A 15,526-nucleotide genomic window follows, 5' to 3' on the forward strand; every position below is an offset into this window, starting at 1 on the left:
CGCCGCAGTTACACCTGACAGAAGATGACAATTCTCTGTGGAAAGGGACACCTTTCATGAGTAACGCCCTGCGGCCCGCGATGCGCCGCGCTCTCGGCGCGGTCTCCGTTCTCGCCCTCGCCGTTTCCGGCCCCGTCGCACTCTCCTCACCGGCGTCCGCCGAGCCCGCCCCGGCGACGGCGTCGATCTTCGCCTCCGGTGGTGATCTCGCCTCACCGGAGAAGAAGGAGATCGCGATGCAGATCGTCTCCAGCGCGGAAAACTCTTCCCTGGACTGGAAAGCCCAGTACTCCTACATCGAGGACATCGGTGACGGACGCGGGTACACCGCCGGCATCATCGGGTTCTGCTCAGGAACCGGGGACATGCTCGAACTCGTCGAGCGCTATACGAACTCGGTTCCGGACAACCCGCTCGCGGAATACCTCCCCGCGCTGCGCGAGGTCGACGGCAGCGATTCGCACGAAGGCCTCGGCAGCGGTTTCGAAAGCGCCTGGCGGGAAGCCGCCGGTCGCGAGGACTTCAAGGCGGCGCAGAACAGCGAACGCGACCGCGTCTATTTCGACCCGGCGGTGAATCAGGCGAAATCGGACGGTCTGGGCGCACTGGGGCAATTCATCTATTACGACGCCATCGTGATGCACGGCCCGGGCACCAGCCAGGACAGCTTCGGCGGCATCCGCTCGGCCGCGCTCCAGTCGGCCAAGCCGCCGTCCCAGGGCGGTGACGAGACGGCGTATCTCAAGGCGTTCCTCGACGCGCGGCGCGTGGTCATGAAGCAGGAAGAGGCGCACGCGGACACCTCGCGGATCGACACCGCGCAGCTGGTGTGGCTCAACGACGGCAACCTCGACCTGCACACCCCGCTGAAGTGGGCGGTGTACGGGGACCCGTACGAGATCGGCTAGCGCGAGTTCCAGGCCCGGTCCGTGAAGGCCTCCTTGAGGGACTCAGAGTCCCTCAAGGAGGCCTTCACGGACCGGATGATCGGGCCACATTCGGCCTATGGGTATTACCTCTTACGAGGCGAGCAGGTCCTCAGCGGTCCGCGTGTTGATCACCCGGTCCGGCTCGATCCCCAGCTCGTTGGCCCGTGCGCAGCCGTAGGCCAGCCAGTCCAGCTGGCCGGGCGCGTGCGCGTCGCTGTCGATCGCGAAGTCGCAGCCCAGATCCACCGCCAGGTTCAGCAACCGGGTCGGCGGGTCCCGGCGTTCGGGACGCGAGTTGATCTCGACGGCGACGTCGTTGTCCCGGCAGGCGGTGAACACCGCTTCGGCGTCGAACTCCGACTCGGGCCGCTTTCCCCGGCCGCCCATCACCAGCCGTCCGGTGCAGTGCCCCAGCACCCGGACGTGCGGATTCTGCACGGCGGCGATCATCCGCGGGGTCATTTCCCGCGCGGGCATCCGCAGCTTCGAATGCACGCTCGCGACGACGAAGTCCAGCCGCGCCAGCAACTCTTCCTCCTGGTCCAGCGTGCCGTCGAGGTGGATGTCGACCTCGATGCCGTGCAGGATCCGGAACGGCGCCATCGTCTCGTTCAGTTCCGCGACGACGTCCATCTGCCGCCGCAGCCGCTCGGGCGAGAGACCGTTGGCGACGGTCAGCCGCGGCGAGTGGTCGGTCAGCACCATCCATTCGTGGCCGAGCGCGCGGGCGGCCTCGGCCATCTCCTCGATCGGGCTCCCGCCGTCGGACCAATCCGAATGGGTGTGGCAGTCGCCGCGCAGCGCCGCCCGCATCGGGCCGCCATCGGGCAGCTTCGGCTCGCCGATCTTCTCGAAATACGCGGGACGGCGTCCGGCGAGCACGTCTTCGACGACGGCAGCGGTCGCCTTGCCGATATTCGGCAACGCGGTCAGTGTGCCCGCCTCGGCGCGTTTGCGCAGTTCATCCGGTTTGACCTTGGCGATCACCGAGGCCGCCTGCCGGAAGGCCCGCACCCGGTAGGTCGGCTCGCCAGCGCGCTCCAGCCGGAACGCGATCTCCCTCAACGCCTGCGCCGGTTCCATGGCTACCTGTCTACCCGGTCAGCGGCGAGAGGGCAGCTCATGCAGCGCGACATCGCGCAACTCGCCGTCGCGGATCTCGGCGGTCTGATAGGTGCAGAACGGCAGGCGGCGCCGGTCCGTCGGCGAACCGGGATTCAGCAGCCGCAGCCCGTTCGGCGTGACCGTGTCCCACGGGATGTGGCTGTGCCCGAACACGAGGACGTCCGTGTCCGGGAAGAGTTCGTCGCAGCGGCGCTCGCGCCCCTGTTTGCCGCCGGTCTCGTGGACGACGGCCAGCCGGACACCGCCGAGTTCGGCTCTGGCGACCTCGGGAAGCCGCTCCCGCAGCTCCTCGCCGTCGTTGTTTCCGTAGACGCCGATCAGCCGCTCGCTGCGGGCTTCGAGTTCGTCGAGCAGGGCGACCTCGACCCAGTCACCGGCGTGGACGACGACGTCCGCCGCTTCGACCGCACGCCAGACCTGATCCGGCAACACTTTCGCGCGCACCGGCAGATGCGTGTCGGCGATCAGCACCAGGCGCACGGCTACTCCCCGATGGACGCGAGGACGCGGTCCAGGAAGTCACCGATGTGGGCGCGCAGCAGCGCGGCCGCTCCCTCGGCGTCGCCCTTCTTCGCGGCGGCCAGCACCGCCTTGTGCTCGGTCCATTCCTTGCGCCAGCTGGGATTGACCTCCCAGCCGACCACGCTGATCAACGCGGCCCGATCCCTGAGGTCGTCGAGCATCGAGACCATCAGCGGATTGCCGCAGCCGCTGTAGAGCGCGCGGTGGAAGCGGCGGTTGAGCAGGCTGAGCGCGGCCTGGTCCTTGTCCGAGAGCGCCGCCGAGGCCTCCTTCAGCGCCTCGGCGGCGTCTTCGAGCAGCTCCGGCGAGCGGCGTTCCACCGATCGGCGCACGGCCTCGGGCTCCAGCACCATGCGGACGTCGTAGACCGACTTCGCCAGTTCCGCGTCCACCACGCACACCGAGGCGCCCTTGTACGGGCTGAAAGTGACCAGGCCCGAGTTCGACAGCACCTTGAGCGCCTCGCGGACCGGCGTCTTCGACACCCCGAGCCGGGCCGCGAGTTCGGCTTCGACCAGCGGCTGGCCGGGCTTCAACTCACGGGTGAGGATGCCGCGGCGGATCTCCTCGAGTACCACTTCGGTACGCGAGGCGGGCAGGCTGAAGGTCGATGACATGGGGTAATCATATATTAGATGTCATACTCGTGGTCATGAGAGACCCTGAGGAACTCCGCAGCCACCGCTGGTTCGGCGGCGACGAACTACGCGGTTTCAGCCACCGGGCCCGGAGCAGGCAACTCGGCTACAACCCGGAGGAGCACCTCGGGAAGCCCGTCATCGCGATCCTCAACACCTGGAGCGACATCAATCCCTGCCACATGCACCTGCGCGAGCGCGCCGAACAGGTGAAACGCGGGGTGTGGCAGGCAGGCGGTTTCCCGCTGGAGTTCCCGGTCGCGACGCTGTCGGAGACCTTCCAGAAACCGACGCCGATGTTGTACCGCAACCTGCTGTCGATGGAGACCGAAGAGATCCTGCGGTCCTACCCGATCGACGGCGCCGTCCTCATGGGCGGCTGCGACAAGACCACACCGGCGTTGCTGATGGGCGCGGCGAGCGCGGGCCTTCCCGCCATCTTCGTGCCGGCCGGGCCGATGTTGCGCGGGCACTGGCGGAACGAGGTCCTCGGCAGCGGCACCGACATGTGGAAGTACTGGGACGACAAGCGGGCCGGGCTGATCGGCGACGAGGAACTGTCCGAATTGGAGCGTGGGCTCGCCCGCTCCCCCGGCACCTGCATGACGATGGGCACCGCCTCGACGATGATGTCGGTCGCCGAAGTGCTCGGCCTGAGCCTGCCCGGCGCGGCGTCCATCCCGGCGGTCGATTCGGCGCACCACCGGATGGCGGCGGCGAGCGGCGCGCGTGTCGTGGAGATGGTGTGGGAGGACCTCACCATCACGAAGATCCTCGACGAACGCGCGTACGCCGACGCGATCACCACCGTGCTGGCGCTCGGCGGGTCCACCAACGCCGTCATCCACCTGATCGCGATGGCCGGCCGAGGGCGGATCCCGCTGTCCATCGACGATTTCGACGTGATCGCGCGCCGGGTCCCGGTACTGGCGAACGTCCGGCCCGGCGGCGACTGGCTGATGGAGGACTTCTACTACGCGGGCGGGCTGCCCGGTCTGCTCTCCCGGCTGACCGACCTGCTGCACACCGATCGCGTCACCGTCACCGGGCGAACCCTCGGCGAGACACTGGAAACGGCGCGGGTGCACAACGACGACGTCATCCGCCCCCGCGACAACCCTGTCGCCGCCGAAGGAGGCGTCGCGGTGCTGCGCGGCAATCTGGCACCCTCGGGAGCGGTGATCAAGCACATCGCCGCGGAACCGCATCTGCTCGTCCACAGTGGACCCGCGGTGGTGTTCGAGGACTACAAGGATCTGAAGAAGCGCATCAACGATCCCGCGCTCGGCATCACCGAGGACTCCGTGCTGGTGCTGCGCGGATCCGGCCCGCTCGGCGGCCCCGGCATGCCCGAATACGGGATGCTGCCGCTGCCCGATCACCTGCTGGCCAAGGGAGTGCGGGACATGGTCCGCGTTTCCGACGCCCGGATGAGCGGGACCAGCTACGGCGCCTGCGTCCTGCACGTCGCACCGGAGTCCCACGCCGGCGGACCGCTCGCCTTGGTCCGGGACGGCGATCGGATCACTTTGGACGTCCCGTCCCGGCGGCTCAGCCTCGATGTCGACGACGAGGAACTCGACCGCCGCCGGGCACAGTGGACGCCACCCGCACCGCGCTACGAACGGGGTTACGGCGCGTTGTACACCGAACACATCACGCAAGCCGACGAAGGATGCGACTTCGATTTCCTCGCCCGAGTGGGTGACAACCCCGAGCCTGACGCCCAGTGATCAAGGGGCCGAGCGGCCGCTCACCCGACCGGGCGAGTTGCAAGCCGACAAACGGCGCCCCGTATCTTGAACGCACGTCCGGAACGCGAAGTAAGGCCCGGATGTTCGACGTGCCGTCCGGCGACCTCGCCGGCCGTGGAGGGTGGAGAGTTGCCGCAGGAACCGCGCTGGCCCGAGTCCCATGCCGAGCAGACGGACATTCTCCCGGTCGTCACGCCCGGGTTCGAGGAGTCTGCCACGCCGCGGGAGACCGCGCCACCGAAACGCCGTCGCGGCTATCGCAAGGCCGCCTTCATCGGCGGGGGCGTGTTCGGCCTGTTGGTCGTCGCGTACGCCCTCGACGTGCTGGTCTCCCAGGGCAGTGTCCCTCGCGGCGTCACCGTCGCCGGGGTCGACGTCGGCGGGATGGACCGCACCGCGGCCGAGAAGGAGCTTCGAGGCGGCATCGAACCGCGGCTGACCCGGCCCGTGAAGGTCGTCGCCGGTGACGCCGAGGAGTCGCTGGCGCCGAACACCGCGGGCCTGCGCCTCGACTGGCCCGCCACCCTCGACCAGGCGGGCGATCAGCCGCTGAACCCGTTCACGCGGATCGCGTCGTTCTTCTCGAGCACCGAGGTCGGCGTCGTCACCCAGACCGACGACGGCAAACTCACCGCCGCGATGGAGAGCCTGCGCGACAAGATCGACCGCGAGCCCGTCGAAGGCACCGTCAAGTTCGAGGACGCCAAGCCGGTCGCCGTCGAGCCGAAGACCGGGCAGAAGCTCGACGTCGAGGCCGCCAAGCAGACCATCCTCGACCGCTGGGCCTCCGGTGAGCCGCTCACGCTCGCGGTCACCCAGACCCCGGTCAAGGTCTCGCCGGAAGCCGTCCACGCCGCCCTCGACCAGGTCGCGAAGCCCGCCGTGGCGGCGCCGTTGGTGATCAAGGGCGAGGGCAAGGACGCCGTCGTCAAACCGGACGCCATCGCGGGCGCGCTGACCTTCGAGCCCGCCGACGGTGGCGTGCTGAACCCGAAGGTGGACAACAACAAGATCATCGAGGCCGCGGGTCCGCAGCTGAAGTCCACCGAAAAAGAGGGCAAGGACGCGGAGATCGTCTTCGAAGGCGGCAAGCCGACCGTCGAGCCGTCCGAGGACGCCAACGTCGTCGACTGGGAGCCGAGCCTCAAGCCGGTGCTCGACGTCCTCAAGCGCACCGGGACCCGCGAGCTGCCGGTGACCTACAAGAAGACCCCGGCCAAGGTGACCACCGAGCAGGCGAACCAGCTCGGCATCAAGGAGGTCGTCAGCGAGTTCAAGACCGGCGGCTTCGCCCCGGACTCGGGGACGAACATCCGGGTGGTGGCGCAGAAGGTCAACGGCGCCATCGTGAAGCCGGGCGAGACGTTCAGCCTCAACGGCTACACCGGACCGCGCGGGGCGGCACAGGGCTACGTCGAAGCGGGCGTCATCAAGGACGGCGCGCCCGGCCGCGAGGTCGGCGGCGGGATCTCCCAGTTCGCGACCACGTTGTACAACGCCTCGTACTTCGCCGGGATGAAGGACACCGAGCACAAGGAACACAGCTACTACATCAGCCGCTACCCCGCCGCGCGCGAGGCGACGGTGTTCCAGAACCACAACGGTGGCAGCGTGATCGACCTGAAGTTCACCAACGACGGTGACACCGGGGTCGCGATCCAGGCCATCTGGACGCCCTCGGACATCACGATCCGCCTGTGGGGCACCAAGAAGTACACCGTCGAGTCGATACCGGGCGGCCGCTCCAACCCGTCCGAGCCGCCGACGAAACCCGGCCCCGCCGAGAACTGCAAGCCCAGCAACGGCGCTCCCGGCTTCACCACGTCGGACACCCGGGTCATCAAGGACGCCGCGACCGGCCGCGAGATCCGGCGTCACACCCGGAGCGTGCACTACAACCCGCAGCCGAAGATCACCTGCGGCACGGAGTAGCCCCCCGTAGCGCGTGAAGGCCCCCTTCCCTCGGCTGAGCCAGGGCCCCGGCAAAGTCGAGATATTGCAGGTCAGACGTCTATTCCTGGCTGTGGCGGGGTCGCATACGTCGGTGGTTGATCAACGGAAGATCGGGAACCCGCACCAGTGTCCACAAGGGACATCGCCGAGCGGCTGAGTGTCCGAGTGATGTCACTATGTACGGTTCCGCGTGGGGTCGTGAGTGGCGATTCGGGTTAGAACCCTCATTAACACTCACGGCGAAGTGTCCCTTATGGACAGTCAAGAGCCGGGTGAGGCCCCTTCGCGTGAGCCCGCTTCCGCCGGGTCCATCACGACAGGTTCACTTTGTCCCGCTCTAGCCATGAAGCCGACCAGCAGTTATGCGACTTCGCCGGGCCTTCACGCGCTTTCCGGGAGTTCACCGAAAGCGTCCGGAGCGGTACGCTCAGTGGCTCACCCGACGGGACGGGGGTGTCACCTCGTGACTTCGACGGCGACCTTCCGGCAGCTCTTCGCGGTCGGTGAACTGCGGGCGATCTGGTTCGCGGAACTCCAGTCGATCCTCGGCGACCAGGTGGCCAGGGTCGCGCTGTCGGTACTGGTGTTCCAGCGGACCCATTCGGCGACCTGGCCCGCGCTGACCTACGCGCTCACCTATCTGCCCGACCTGATCGGCGGACCACTGCTCGGCGGGCTGGCCGACCGGTTCCCCCGGCGCGCGGTGATGGTCTGTTCCGACGTCGTCCGGGCGATCCTGGTCGCCGTACTCGCGATTCCCGGGATCCCGCTGCCCGTGCTCGCCGCCGTGCTCGTGGTGGTGCAACTGGCCAATGCCCCGTTCACGGCCGCGCAGGCCGCCGTCCTGCCGTCGGTGCTGAGCGGCGACCAGTACGTACTCGGCCAGTCGCTGCTGAAGATCACCAACCAGCTCGGCCAGCTCGCCGGATTCGCCTTGGGCGGCGCGGTGATCGCCGCGATCGGCCCCGGCCGCGGGCTCGCCATCGACGCGGTGACGTTCGGCGTCTCGGCCATCGTCCTGCGGCTCGGTGTCCGCGCCCGGCCCGCTTCGGGGTCCGGTGGACCGGCGACGTCGACGGTGCGACGGCTTTCCGCCGGTGCCCGCACGATCTGGCGTGACCGGCGGTTGCGCGCACTGGTCGGCCTGGCGTGGCTGGCGGGATTCGTGATCGTGCCGGAAGGGCTGGCCGTGCCCTACGCCGCGGAGATCGGCGGCGGGGCGGTGACGGCCGGGCTGCTGCTCGCGGCGCATCCGGCCGGGATCGTGCTCGGGGTGTTCGTCCTCGGCCGCCTGGTGCGGCCGGAAAGGCGTCTGCGGCTGGTCGGGACGCTGGCGCTCGGCGCGATCGTGCCACTGGCGGCGTTCTGGTTCCGGCCCTCGCTCCCCTACGCCGCCGGACTGCTCGTGCTGTCCGGGATGTGCGCGGCCTACCAGGTCACCGCCAGTACCACGTTCATGCGGTTGGTACCCGACACCGAACGAGGCCAGGCCTTCGGCCTCGCCGGGTCGGGACTCATCGCCGTGCAGGGAATCGGGCTGATCGCCGGCGGCCTGCTCGTCGGCGTACTCGGTTCACCCGCGACGACGGTCTCGGTCATCGCACTCGCCGGTCTCGTAGTGGCTGTTCCGGCCACCCGGGCTTGGCGCCACGTGGCCCCTCTTCACCCCCTTTGACCGGAACCGGGTAATCACCAGTTCTGCCCGCGCATGGAGCTCACCCCCTCGATTTTCCCGATCCGGTCACGCGTGGTGCACCCACGCCTACCCATACAGCGTAGTGACACCCGGTATCCAACCGATTACGTTCGTCTCCGTGGCGCTAACGAATTGGGCGCTGTGGCGGCTACCCAACCGCGGCTTGATCGGCTTCGTCCTCCTGGCGGACGTCGCGGCGATCGCCGGATCGGTCTGGACTTTTCTCCGCATCCCGGTCACCCCCGGCGACGCGGTCCCCTTCGCGGTCCTGATCGCCAGCGTCGTGCTGTACACGGAGTTGTCGCGTCCGGTGGAACGGGTGCGGGAACGGTTCGCGGGCACGCCGCACATCTCGCTCGACAGCGTCTGGACCTTCGCCGCCGTACTGCTGCTGCACCCGGGACTCGCCGCGCTGGTCATCGCCGTGTCGTTCTTCTACCGCTGGTTCCGCGGGCAGCCGAACCCGCTGTTCCGGCGCACGTTCTCCATGTCGGCGACCGTGCTCTCGGGCTTCGCGGCCGCCGCCTTCCTCACCCGGTACGCCGTCCCGTTCGACGTCCTCCCCCGCGATGTCTCCTCGTTCGGCGTGGTGGTCGTGGCCGGTGGGGTGTTCCTGCTGGTGAACACCGTGCTGATGACCGTCGCGGTGTACTACGGCACCCCGCACGACAGACTGCGTGACGCGGTGGCGAAGCCGTTCGAATACGCGCTCGAAGCGGCGACGATCGCGCTCGGCGTCATCGTGGCGTGGGCACTGCGGGACTGGCCGGTGGTGCTGCTGCTGATCGTCGGGATCACGCTGGTACTGCACCGCGGCGTACTGCTGCGGCAACTGAAACGACAGGCACGCAGTGACGCGAAGACCGGACTGCTCAACGCGAAGGCGTGGCGCGACGCCGCGGCCGACGAACTCGACCGCGCGCGGCGCGCGGGGCGGCACACCAGCCTGCTGATGCTCGACGTCGACCGGTTCAAACTGATCAACGACCGGCACGGGCATCTGGTCGGCGACCGGTATCTCGCCGCCATCGCGGAAACGCTGCGCACCGAAGTGCGCGCCACGGATCTGGTGGGGCGGTTCGGCGGCGAGGAGTTCGTCGTCCTGCTGCCCGGTACGGCGGCCGTGCACGCGCACGCGATCGCGGAGCGCATCCGGTCGAGCATCGCGAACCGGGGCGGCCTGCCGGAGCACGTCACCGTGTCGATCGGCCTCGCCGACCGGCCGGGCGTGACCGACGTCGACGCCCTGCTCGCTGTCGCGGACCGGGCACTCTACGAGGCGAAGAACACCGGACGGAACCGGACCTCTGGCTACCAGGTGACCGGCTGACCCCGCCCTCTGGAGCGCTATGAAAGGACCTTTCCTTGCAAATTTTGCAAGGAAAGGTCCTTTCATAGCGCGTCCGGAGGGGGCTACGGGAGCCCAGCGAGGGACTTCTCGAGGGCGGAGTCGGGCAGCGCGTTGTCCACCATGTCGCCCGCGAGGTACGCGCCGTACGCCGGGAGGTCGAGGTGCGCGTGCCCGCACAGCGCGGTCAATATCACCTTCTCCTCACCGGTTTCCTTGCACCGCAACGCTTCCTGGATACACGCGGCGAGCGCGTGCGTCGGCTCGGGCGCCGGGATGATGCCCTCGGCGCGAGCGAAGCGCACTCCGGCGGCGAAGCAGTCCTCTTGGCCGATGGCGATCGCGTCGATCAGCCCGAGTTCGTAGATGTGCGAGATCAGCGGCGACATCCCGTGATAGCGAAGGCCACCGGCGTGGATGGGGTCGGGGATGAAGTCGTGACCGAGGGTGTGCATCTTCAGCAACGGTGTCAGTCCGGCGGTGTCCCCGAAGTCGTACGCGTACTTCCCTCGGGTGAGCGAGGGGCAGGCGGCCGGTTCGACCGCGCGGATCACCGGGTCCATCCGCCCGGCGAGTTTCTCGCGCAGGAACGGGAAGGCGAGCCCGCCGAAATTCGAGCCGCCGCCGGTGCAGCCGATGAGCACGTCCGGGGTGTCCCCGGCGAGTTCGAACTGCTTGAGCGCCTCTTCGCCGATGATCGTCTGGTGCAGCAGTACGTGGTTGAGCACGCTGCCCAGCGCGTACCGGGTGTTCTCCGCCTGCGCGGCCTGTTCGACCGCCTCGCTGATCGCGATGCCGAGGCTTCCGGTCGAACTCGGGTCGGCGGCCAGGATCGCGCGGCCGGACGCGGTCAGTTCGGACGGGCTCGCATGCACCGTCGCGCCGAAGGTCTCCATCATCAGTTTGCGATACGGCTTCTGGTCGTACGAGGCACGGACCTGCCACACCTCGCATTCGAGCCCGAAGGTGGCGCAGGCGAACGCGAGCGCGCTCCCCCATTGACCGGCGCCGGTCTCCGTCGTCAGCCTGGTGACGCCCTCCGCCGCGTTGTAGAACGCCTGTGGCACGGCGGTGTTGGGTTTGTGGGAGCCGACCGGGCTGACCCCCTCGTACTTGTAGTAGATGCGGGCGGGCGTGCCGAGCGCCTTCTCCAGCCGCCTCGCGCGGAACAGTGGCGACGGCCGCCAGAGCCGGTAGACGTCCAGGACTTCTTCGGGGATGTCGACGTAGCGGTCGGTGGTGACCTCTTGGGCGATGAGCGCCTGCGGGAACAGCGGCGCGAGATCGTCCGGGCCGACCGGCTCGCGGGTGCCCGGATGCAGGGGCGGGGGTGGCGGCTCCGGGAGGTCCGGGATGACGTTGTACCACCGGCTCGGCATGTCCTCTTCGTTGAGGATGTACTTCGTCCGCTCCACCATGGCGCCTCCTCAGATCGAGCCTTCCAACCTAAAGGGACGGACGGCACGGCACCAGGCGTCACTACTACGGTGTGGGCATGGGGAATTTCGTACTGCTCGACGCGCCGTCCAATCTCGGCCTGCGTCCGCCCGCCGAGGGGGTGGTTCCGGGCTGTTACAAGGCTCCGGGCGCGTTGCGTGACCACGGTCTGCTCACCCGTTTGGAGGCGACCGACGGTGGCGTGGTCACCCCGCCGCGTTATCTGCCCGGCTGGTCGCCGGACAGCGGCGTCCGGAACGCCGCCGGTATCGCGGACTACACGGTCGCTCTCGCCGGCCGCCTCGCGAAGATCCGCGCGGACGGCGGTTTCCCGGTGGTACTCGGCGGCGACTGTTCGATCGCGCTCGCCGCCATGCTCACTCTGCGCCGCGAAGGCCGCTTCGGCATCGTCTACTTCGACGGGCACGACGACTTCCGTCACCTCGGCAACTCCGAACAGGTCTCGTCCGTCGGCGGTGAAGCGCTCGCCGTCGTGACCGGCCGCGGTGCTCCGGAACTGGCCGATGTGGACGGTTTGGCGCCCTATGTCCGTGACGAGGACGTCCTCGTGCTCGGCGTACGCGAGGAGGAGTCCGCCGAGGCCCGCGAGGCGGGGCTGCGCACGATCACCAGCCAAGAGATCATGGCACACGGAACCGACGGCACCCTCGCGGCCGCACGCGAGATTTTCGCGCCACTGGACGGTTTCTGGATCCATCTCGACATCGACACCCTCGACCCGGCGTACGTGTCCGCTGTGGACAGTCCCGACCCCGGCGGGCTCAGCCCCGACAAGCTCGTCGAGCTTCTCCGCGGTCTGCTCGCGATTCCCGGCGCGGCCGGGCTGGAGCTGACCATCTTCGATCCCGACCTCGACCCCGACGGCACGCAGGCCGCACTGGTGGCAGACTCGCTCGTCCGCGCTCTGGAAGGAATCCGATGACCGAAGTGACCGTCGACGACGGCTCGTTCGACGCCCCGCTCTGGCTGCCCGAATCGGGCTCCGGCCCCGGACTGGTGCTGATCCAGGAGATCTTCGGGCTCGACGACTACCTGAAGTCCGTCGCCGCCGATCTGGCCGCGCTCGGCTACGTCGTCGCCGTGCCCGAACTGTTCTGGCGGATCGCCCCCGGCTGGTCGGCCACCCACGACGAAGCCGGTATCTCCGCCTCGATGGAGGTCTCCGGCAAACTCGACCCGGCACGCGCGGTGACCGACGTGCTCGCGACGCTGGCGATGCTGCGGTCACTGCCCGAAACCGACGGCCGCGCGGGCGTCTTCGGCTTCTGCCTCGGCGGCTCGATGGCCTACGCGGCCGCCGCCGAGGGCGACCCGGACGTCGCCGTGTCGTACTACGGCTCGACCGTGCCGGGGCAGCTTCCGTTGCTGGACAAGATCACTTGCCCGATCCAGTTCCAGTTCGGCGGCGCGGATCCCTACATCCCGGTGGAGGGCGTGCGGAAACTGGCCGACGCGGTGGCCACCCACGAGGGAGCGGAGATCCACATCCACGAGGGTGCCGGGCACGCGTTCCACAACCATGTGGCGCCGATGTTCCACCAGCCCGAGCCTGCCGCGGCGGCCTGGGCGCTGACGCTGGAGTTCCTGCGGCGGGTCTACCCGGCTTGAGTCAGCACTCACGCCGGAATATGTCGGTACCTCCCGGTAGTTTCCCCATCATGGCCACATTGGTGAGTTTTCACGCCCACCCCGACGACGAGTGCATCGTCGCGGGCGGCGTCATGCGCAAGGCCTTCGAGGAAGGCCACCGTGTCGTGCTCGTCGTCGCGACCAGGGGCGAGGTCGGTGAGGTGCCGGAGGGCTTCCTCGACGACGGAGAGGAGTTGTGGCAGCGCCGCGTCCAAGAGACGCACGCTTCGGCCGAGGTACTGGGGGCCAAGCGCGTGGAGTTCCTGGGGTACACCGATTCCGGCATGATGGGCGAGCCGCGCAACGACGAGCCCGGCACGTTCTGGCAGGCCGACGTCGAGGAGGCCGCGCAGCGGCTGGCCGCGATCCTGCGCGAAGAGCAGGCCGACGTCCTGACGGTCTATGACGACAACGGCGGCTACGGGCATCCGGACCACATCCAGGTGCATCGCGTCGGCATGCGCGCGGCCGAGCTGGCGGGTACGCCGCGGGTCTACGAGGCCACGAGCAACAGTGACGAAATGCGCCGCGGCATGGAGGAGGCGGTGCGGACCGGGCAGATGAAGGCCGAGGACCTCCCCGATTTCGAAGACGGCGCGGAGTTCGGCAAGCCGGAGGCGGTGCTGACGGCGAGGGTCGACGTCACCGAGTACCTGCCGTACAAGCGGGCGGCGATGCGGGCGCACGCCAGCCAGATCAGCGAGGACTCGTTCTTTCTCGCGATGCCCGACGAGGGTTTCGCGCAGGCGTTCGGCGTCGAGTGGTTCATCCGCGCGGGTCAGGGGCCTGGCATCACCGAGACCGATCTCATGGCGGGTCTCTGACGCCTCGCGTTTCGTCCTCTGGATGCGGTACTCGCGCGGGCGAGGACCGCGATCAGAGGACGAAACGCGGCGGGGGTCAGGCCGTCGCGGCGGTGACGTCCAGTTCGACGAGCTGCCCGCGGTAGCCGAGCTGCGCCACGCCGAGGAGGGTGCTCGCGGTGGTGAAGGCCTCGCCGATCTCCGACTCGACGAACCGGTCCCATACCGCCGAAAGCACGTCCGCGTCCGGTGTCACCACGTAGATCACCGTGCGCACGACGTCGGCCGGGGTCGCTTTGGCGAAGGCCAGCGCGGCGGCGGTGTTGGCGACGACCTGGTCGACCTGGGCGAGCACGTCGCCCTCGACGACCTTGCCGTCTTCGGCGAGCGGGCACTGGCCGGCGAGGTGGACGTCCCGCCGTCCTTCGACAATGGTCACGTGGTGGTAGGTGGGCGTCGGATGCAGACCGGGCGGATGGTGGCGTTCAATGGTCACGAGCCGCATCCTCACCGAACCGGCAACGGACGGCCAACTGGATTTCCGGGGGACCCCGCCATGCGCAGGACGATCGACTGGACCGGCGACGCGGTCTCCATCATCGACCAGACGGCGCTGCCCGCCGAGTACCGCGTGCTCGAACTGCGCACGGTCGGTGAACTCGTCGACGCCATCAAACGGCTCGCCGTCCGCGGCGCGCCGGCGCTCGGCGCGGCCGGTGCGCTCGGGGTCGTGCTCGCGACCCGCGCCAGAGGCGACGTCGAGGCCGAGGCGGACCGCGTCGCCAAGGCCCGGCCGACCGCGGTCAACCTGAGCTGGGGCGTCTCCCGCGCGCTCGCGAAGCTCCCGGACGGGCCGGAAGCCGTCCTCGCCGAAGCGCTGGCGATCCTCGACGAGGACGAGCGGATCAACCACGAAGCGTCCCGGCTGGCGGCCGAAGTGGTACTCGAACACTGTGAGCGGCGGCCGTTGCGGCTGCTCAGCCACTGCAACGCCGGTCGCCTCGCGACGGTCGGCTGGGGAACCGCGCTCGGCGTCGTCTGGCATCTGCAGGCTCGCGGCCTGGTCGAATCCGTACTGGTCGACGAGACCCGGCCGCTGCTGCAGGGTGCCCGCCTGACCGCATGGGAACTGGCCGAAGCCGGGGTGCCGTACCGGGTCCAGCCCGACGGCGCGGCCGCCGCCGCGATGTCCCGCGGCCTGGTCGACTGCGTACTCGTCGGCGCCGATCGGATCGCCGCCAACGGCGACGTCGCCAACAAGATCGGCACCTACGGTCTGGCGATCGCGGCGAAGCACCACGGCGTCCCGTTCGTGGTCGTCGCCCCTTCGTCCACTGTGGACACCGAGATGCCGGACGGTGGCCGGATCGTGATCGAGGAACGCGATCCCGGCGAGGTCCTGAGCTTCGGTGGCACGAAGGTCGCGCCCGAAGACGCGGAGGTGTTCAATCCGGCCTTCGACGTGACACCGTTCGAACTGGTCACCGCTGTGGTCACCGAACAGGGCTTGCTCCGCGCGTGAGGAGTGGGCTGGGTTGGTCGTGAGTGGCGATTCGGGTTCTAACCCGAATCGCCACTCACGACCACCGTCACCGACCCGCCATAGTGACTTGCCCGGATGAGAAGGTAGACAGGCAGCCCGGGTGGCGGTGGGTGGGGGCCGGCGGCGTG

At 68.8% G+C, this 15,526-nt stretch carries 14 protein-coding genes; 9 read left to right on the top strand and 5 right to left on the bottom strand.

Features of this window, described 5'->3' with window-relative positions; genetic code table 11:
• The first annotated feature begins 56 nt into the window (after positions 1-56).
• Positions 57-908 (top strand): chitosanase, encoded by an 852-nt coding sequence (locus tag ACZ5ZX_RS37945; RefSeq protein WP_465506814.1) that lies wholly within the window; start codon positions 57-59, stop codon positions 906-908.
• A gap of 111 nt (positions 909-1,019) precedes the next feature.
• Here ACZ5ZX_RS37945 and ACZ5ZX_RS37950 read toward each other — a convergent pair whose 3' ends face one another.
• The 3 genes from ACZ5ZX_RS37950 to ACZ5ZX_RS37960 are packed head-to-tail and all read right to left on the bottom strand — an operon-like array spanning position 1,020 to position 3,193.
• Positions 1,020-2,012, bottom strand: a complete 993-nt coding sequence (locus ACZ5ZX_RS37950) for a PHP domain-containing protein (RefSeq protein ID WP_465506815.1) — start codon at positions 2,010-2,012, stop codon at positions 1,020-1,022.
• Between the two features lie 18 nt (positions 2,013-2,030).
• A complete protein-coding gene (locus ACZ5ZX_RS37955) occupies positions 2,031-2,534 on the bottom strand; it encodes a metallophosphoesterase family protein (RefSeq protein WP_465506816.1) in 504 nt (167 codons plus the stop codon).
• Positions 2,535-2,536: 2 nt separating this feature from the next.
• A complete protein-coding gene (locus ACZ5ZX_RS37960; protein ID WP_465506817.1) occupies positions 2,537-3,193 on the bottom strand; it encodes a GntR family transcriptional regulator in 657 nt (218 codons plus the stop codon).
• A 35-nt stretch (positions 3,194-3,228) separates the two neighbouring features.
• On the opposite strand from ACZ5ZX_RS37960, the gene araD reads away from it, so the two are divergent.
• The 4 genes from araD to ACZ5ZX_RS37980 all read left to right on the top strand — a co-directional run bounded on the left by araD (position 3,229) and on the right by ACZ5ZX_RS37980 (position 9,947).
• Positions 3,229-4,947: an L-arabinonate dehydratase gene (gene araD / locus ACZ5ZX_RS37965; protein WP_465506818.1), complete on the top strand. Its 1,719-nt coding sequence runs from the start codon at positions 3,229-3,231 to the stop codon at positions 4,945-4,947.
• Between the two features lie 150 nt (positions 4,948-5,097).
• Positions 5,098-6,900, top strand: a complete 1,803-nt coding sequence (locus ACZ5ZX_RS37970; protein ID WP_465506819.1) for a VanW family protein — start codon at positions 5,098-5,100, stop codon at positions 6,898-6,900.
• A 484-nt stretch (positions 6,901-7,384) separates the two neighbouring features.
• Positions 7,385-8,596 carry an MFS transporter gene (locus ACZ5ZX_RS37975; RefSeq protein WP_465506820.1) on the top strand — a complete coding sequence of 404 codons (1,212 nt, stop codon included), beginning with the start codon at positions 7,385-7,387 and terminating at the stop codon, positions 8,594-8,596.
• 139 nt (positions 8,597-8,735) lie between these two features.
• Positions 8,736-9,947 carry a GGDEF domain-containing protein gene (locus tag ACZ5ZX_RS37980; RefSeq protein WP_465506821.1) on the top strand — a complete coding sequence of 404 codons (1,212 nt, stop codon included), beginning with the start codon at positions 8,736-8,738 and terminating at the stop codon, positions 9,945-9,947.
• 83 nt (positions 9,948-10,030) lie between these two features.
• On the opposite strand, the gene ACZ5ZX_RS37985 is transcribed toward ACZ5ZX_RS37980, so the two are convergent.
• Positions 10,031-11,383 carry a TrpB-like pyridoxal phosphate-dependent enzyme gene (locus tag ACZ5ZX_RS37985; RefSeq protein WP_465506822.1) on the bottom strand — a complete coding sequence of 451 codons (1,353 nt, stop codon included), beginning with the start codon at positions 11,381-11,383 and terminating at the stop codon, positions 10,031-10,033.
• 77 nt (positions 11,384-11,460) lie between these two features.
• Between ACZ5ZX_RS37985 and ACZ5ZX_RS37990 the strand changes: the two genes are divergently transcribed.
• The 3 genes from ACZ5ZX_RS37990 to ACZ5ZX_RS38000 are packed head-to-tail and all read left to right on the top strand — an operon-like array spanning position 11,461 to position 13,876.
• Complete coding sequence (locus ACZ5ZX_RS37990) at positions 11,461-12,345, top strand: arginase family protein (protein WP_465506823.1); 885 nt, start codon at positions 11,461-11,463, stop codon at positions 12,343-12,345.
• Complete coding sequence (locus ACZ5ZX_RS37995; protein WP_465506824.1) at positions 12,342-13,031, top strand: dienelactone hydrolase family protein; 690 nt, start codon at positions 12,342-12,344, stop codon at positions 13,029-13,031. The genes ACZ5ZX_RS37990 and ACZ5ZX_RS37995 overlap by 4 nt, the downstream gene beginning before the upstream one ends.
• A gap of 50 nt (positions 13,032-13,081) precedes the next feature.
• Positions 13,082-13,876, top strand: a complete 795-nt coding sequence (locus tag ACZ5ZX_RS38000; RefSeq protein WP_465506825.1) for a PIG-L family deacetylase — start codon at positions 13,082-13,084, stop codon at positions 13,874-13,876.
• A gap of 76 nt (positions 13,877-13,952) precedes the next feature.
• On the opposite strand, the gene ACZ5ZX_RS38005 is transcribed toward ACZ5ZX_RS38000, so the two are convergent.
• The gene (locus ACZ5ZX_RS38005) at positions 13,953-14,351 is read right to left on the bottom strand and encodes a RidA family protein (protein WP_465506826.1); all 399 of its coding nucleotides are present in this window, start codon (positions 14,349-14,351) and stop codon (positions 13,953-13,955) included.
• Between the two features lie 60 nt (positions 14,352-14,411).
• Between ACZ5ZX_RS38005 and mtnA the strand changes: the two genes are divergently transcribed.
• On the top strand, positions 14,412-15,377 hold the full coding sequence (mtnA, locus tag ACZ5ZX_RS38010) for an S-methyl-5-thioribose-1-phosphate isomerase (protein ID WP_465506827.1): 966 nt from the start codon (positions 14,412-14,414) through the stop codon (positions 15,375-15,377).
• The last annotated feature ends 149 nt before the right edge of the window (positions 15,378-15,526 follow it).

Source organism: Amycolatopsis sp. NPDC033938 (genome assembly GCF_055575975.1).

What these genes read in the sequence shown, in the direction of transcription:
- ACZ5ZX_RS37945 (WP_465506814.1), top strand. Translation starts at nt 57, where the DNA reads ATGAGTAACGCCCTGCGGCCCGCGATGCGCCGCGCTCTCGGCGCGGTC.
- araD (WP_465506818.1), top strand. Translation starts at nt 3,229, where the DNA reads ATGAGAGACCCTGAGGAACTCCGCAGCCACCGCTGGTTCGGCGGCGAC.
- ACZ5ZX_RS37960 (WP_465506817.1), bottom strand. Translation starts at nt 3,193, where the DNA reads ATGTCATCGACCTTCAGCCTGCCCGCCTCGCGTACCGAAGTGGTACTC.
- ACZ5ZX_RS37990 (WP_465506823.1), top strand. Translation starts at nt 11,461, where the DNA reads ATGGGGAATTTCGTACTGCTCGACGCGCCGTCCAATCTCGGCCTGCGT.
- mtnA (WP_465506827.1), top strand. Translation starts at nt 14,412, where the DNA reads ATGCGCAGGACGATCGACTGGACCGGCGACGCGGTCTCCATCATCGAC.
- ACZ5ZX_RS37995 (WP_465506824.1), top strand. Translation starts at nt 12,342, where the DNA reads ATGACCGAAGTGACCGTCGACGACGGCTCGTTCGACGCCCCGCTCTGG.
- ACZ5ZX_RS38000 (WP_465506825.1), top strand. Translation starts at nt 13,082, where the DNA reads ATGGCCACATTGGTGAGTTTTCACGCCCACCCCGACGACGAGTGCATC.
- ACZ5ZX_RS37985 (WP_465506822.1), bottom strand. Translation starts at nt 11,383, where the DNA reads ATGGTGGAGCGGACGAAGTACATCCTCAACGAAGAGGACATGCCGAGC.
- ACZ5ZX_RS37950 (WP_465506815.1), bottom strand. Translation starts at nt 2,012, where the DNA reads ATGGAACCGGCGCAGGCGTTGAGGGAGATCGCGTTCCGGCTGGAGCGC.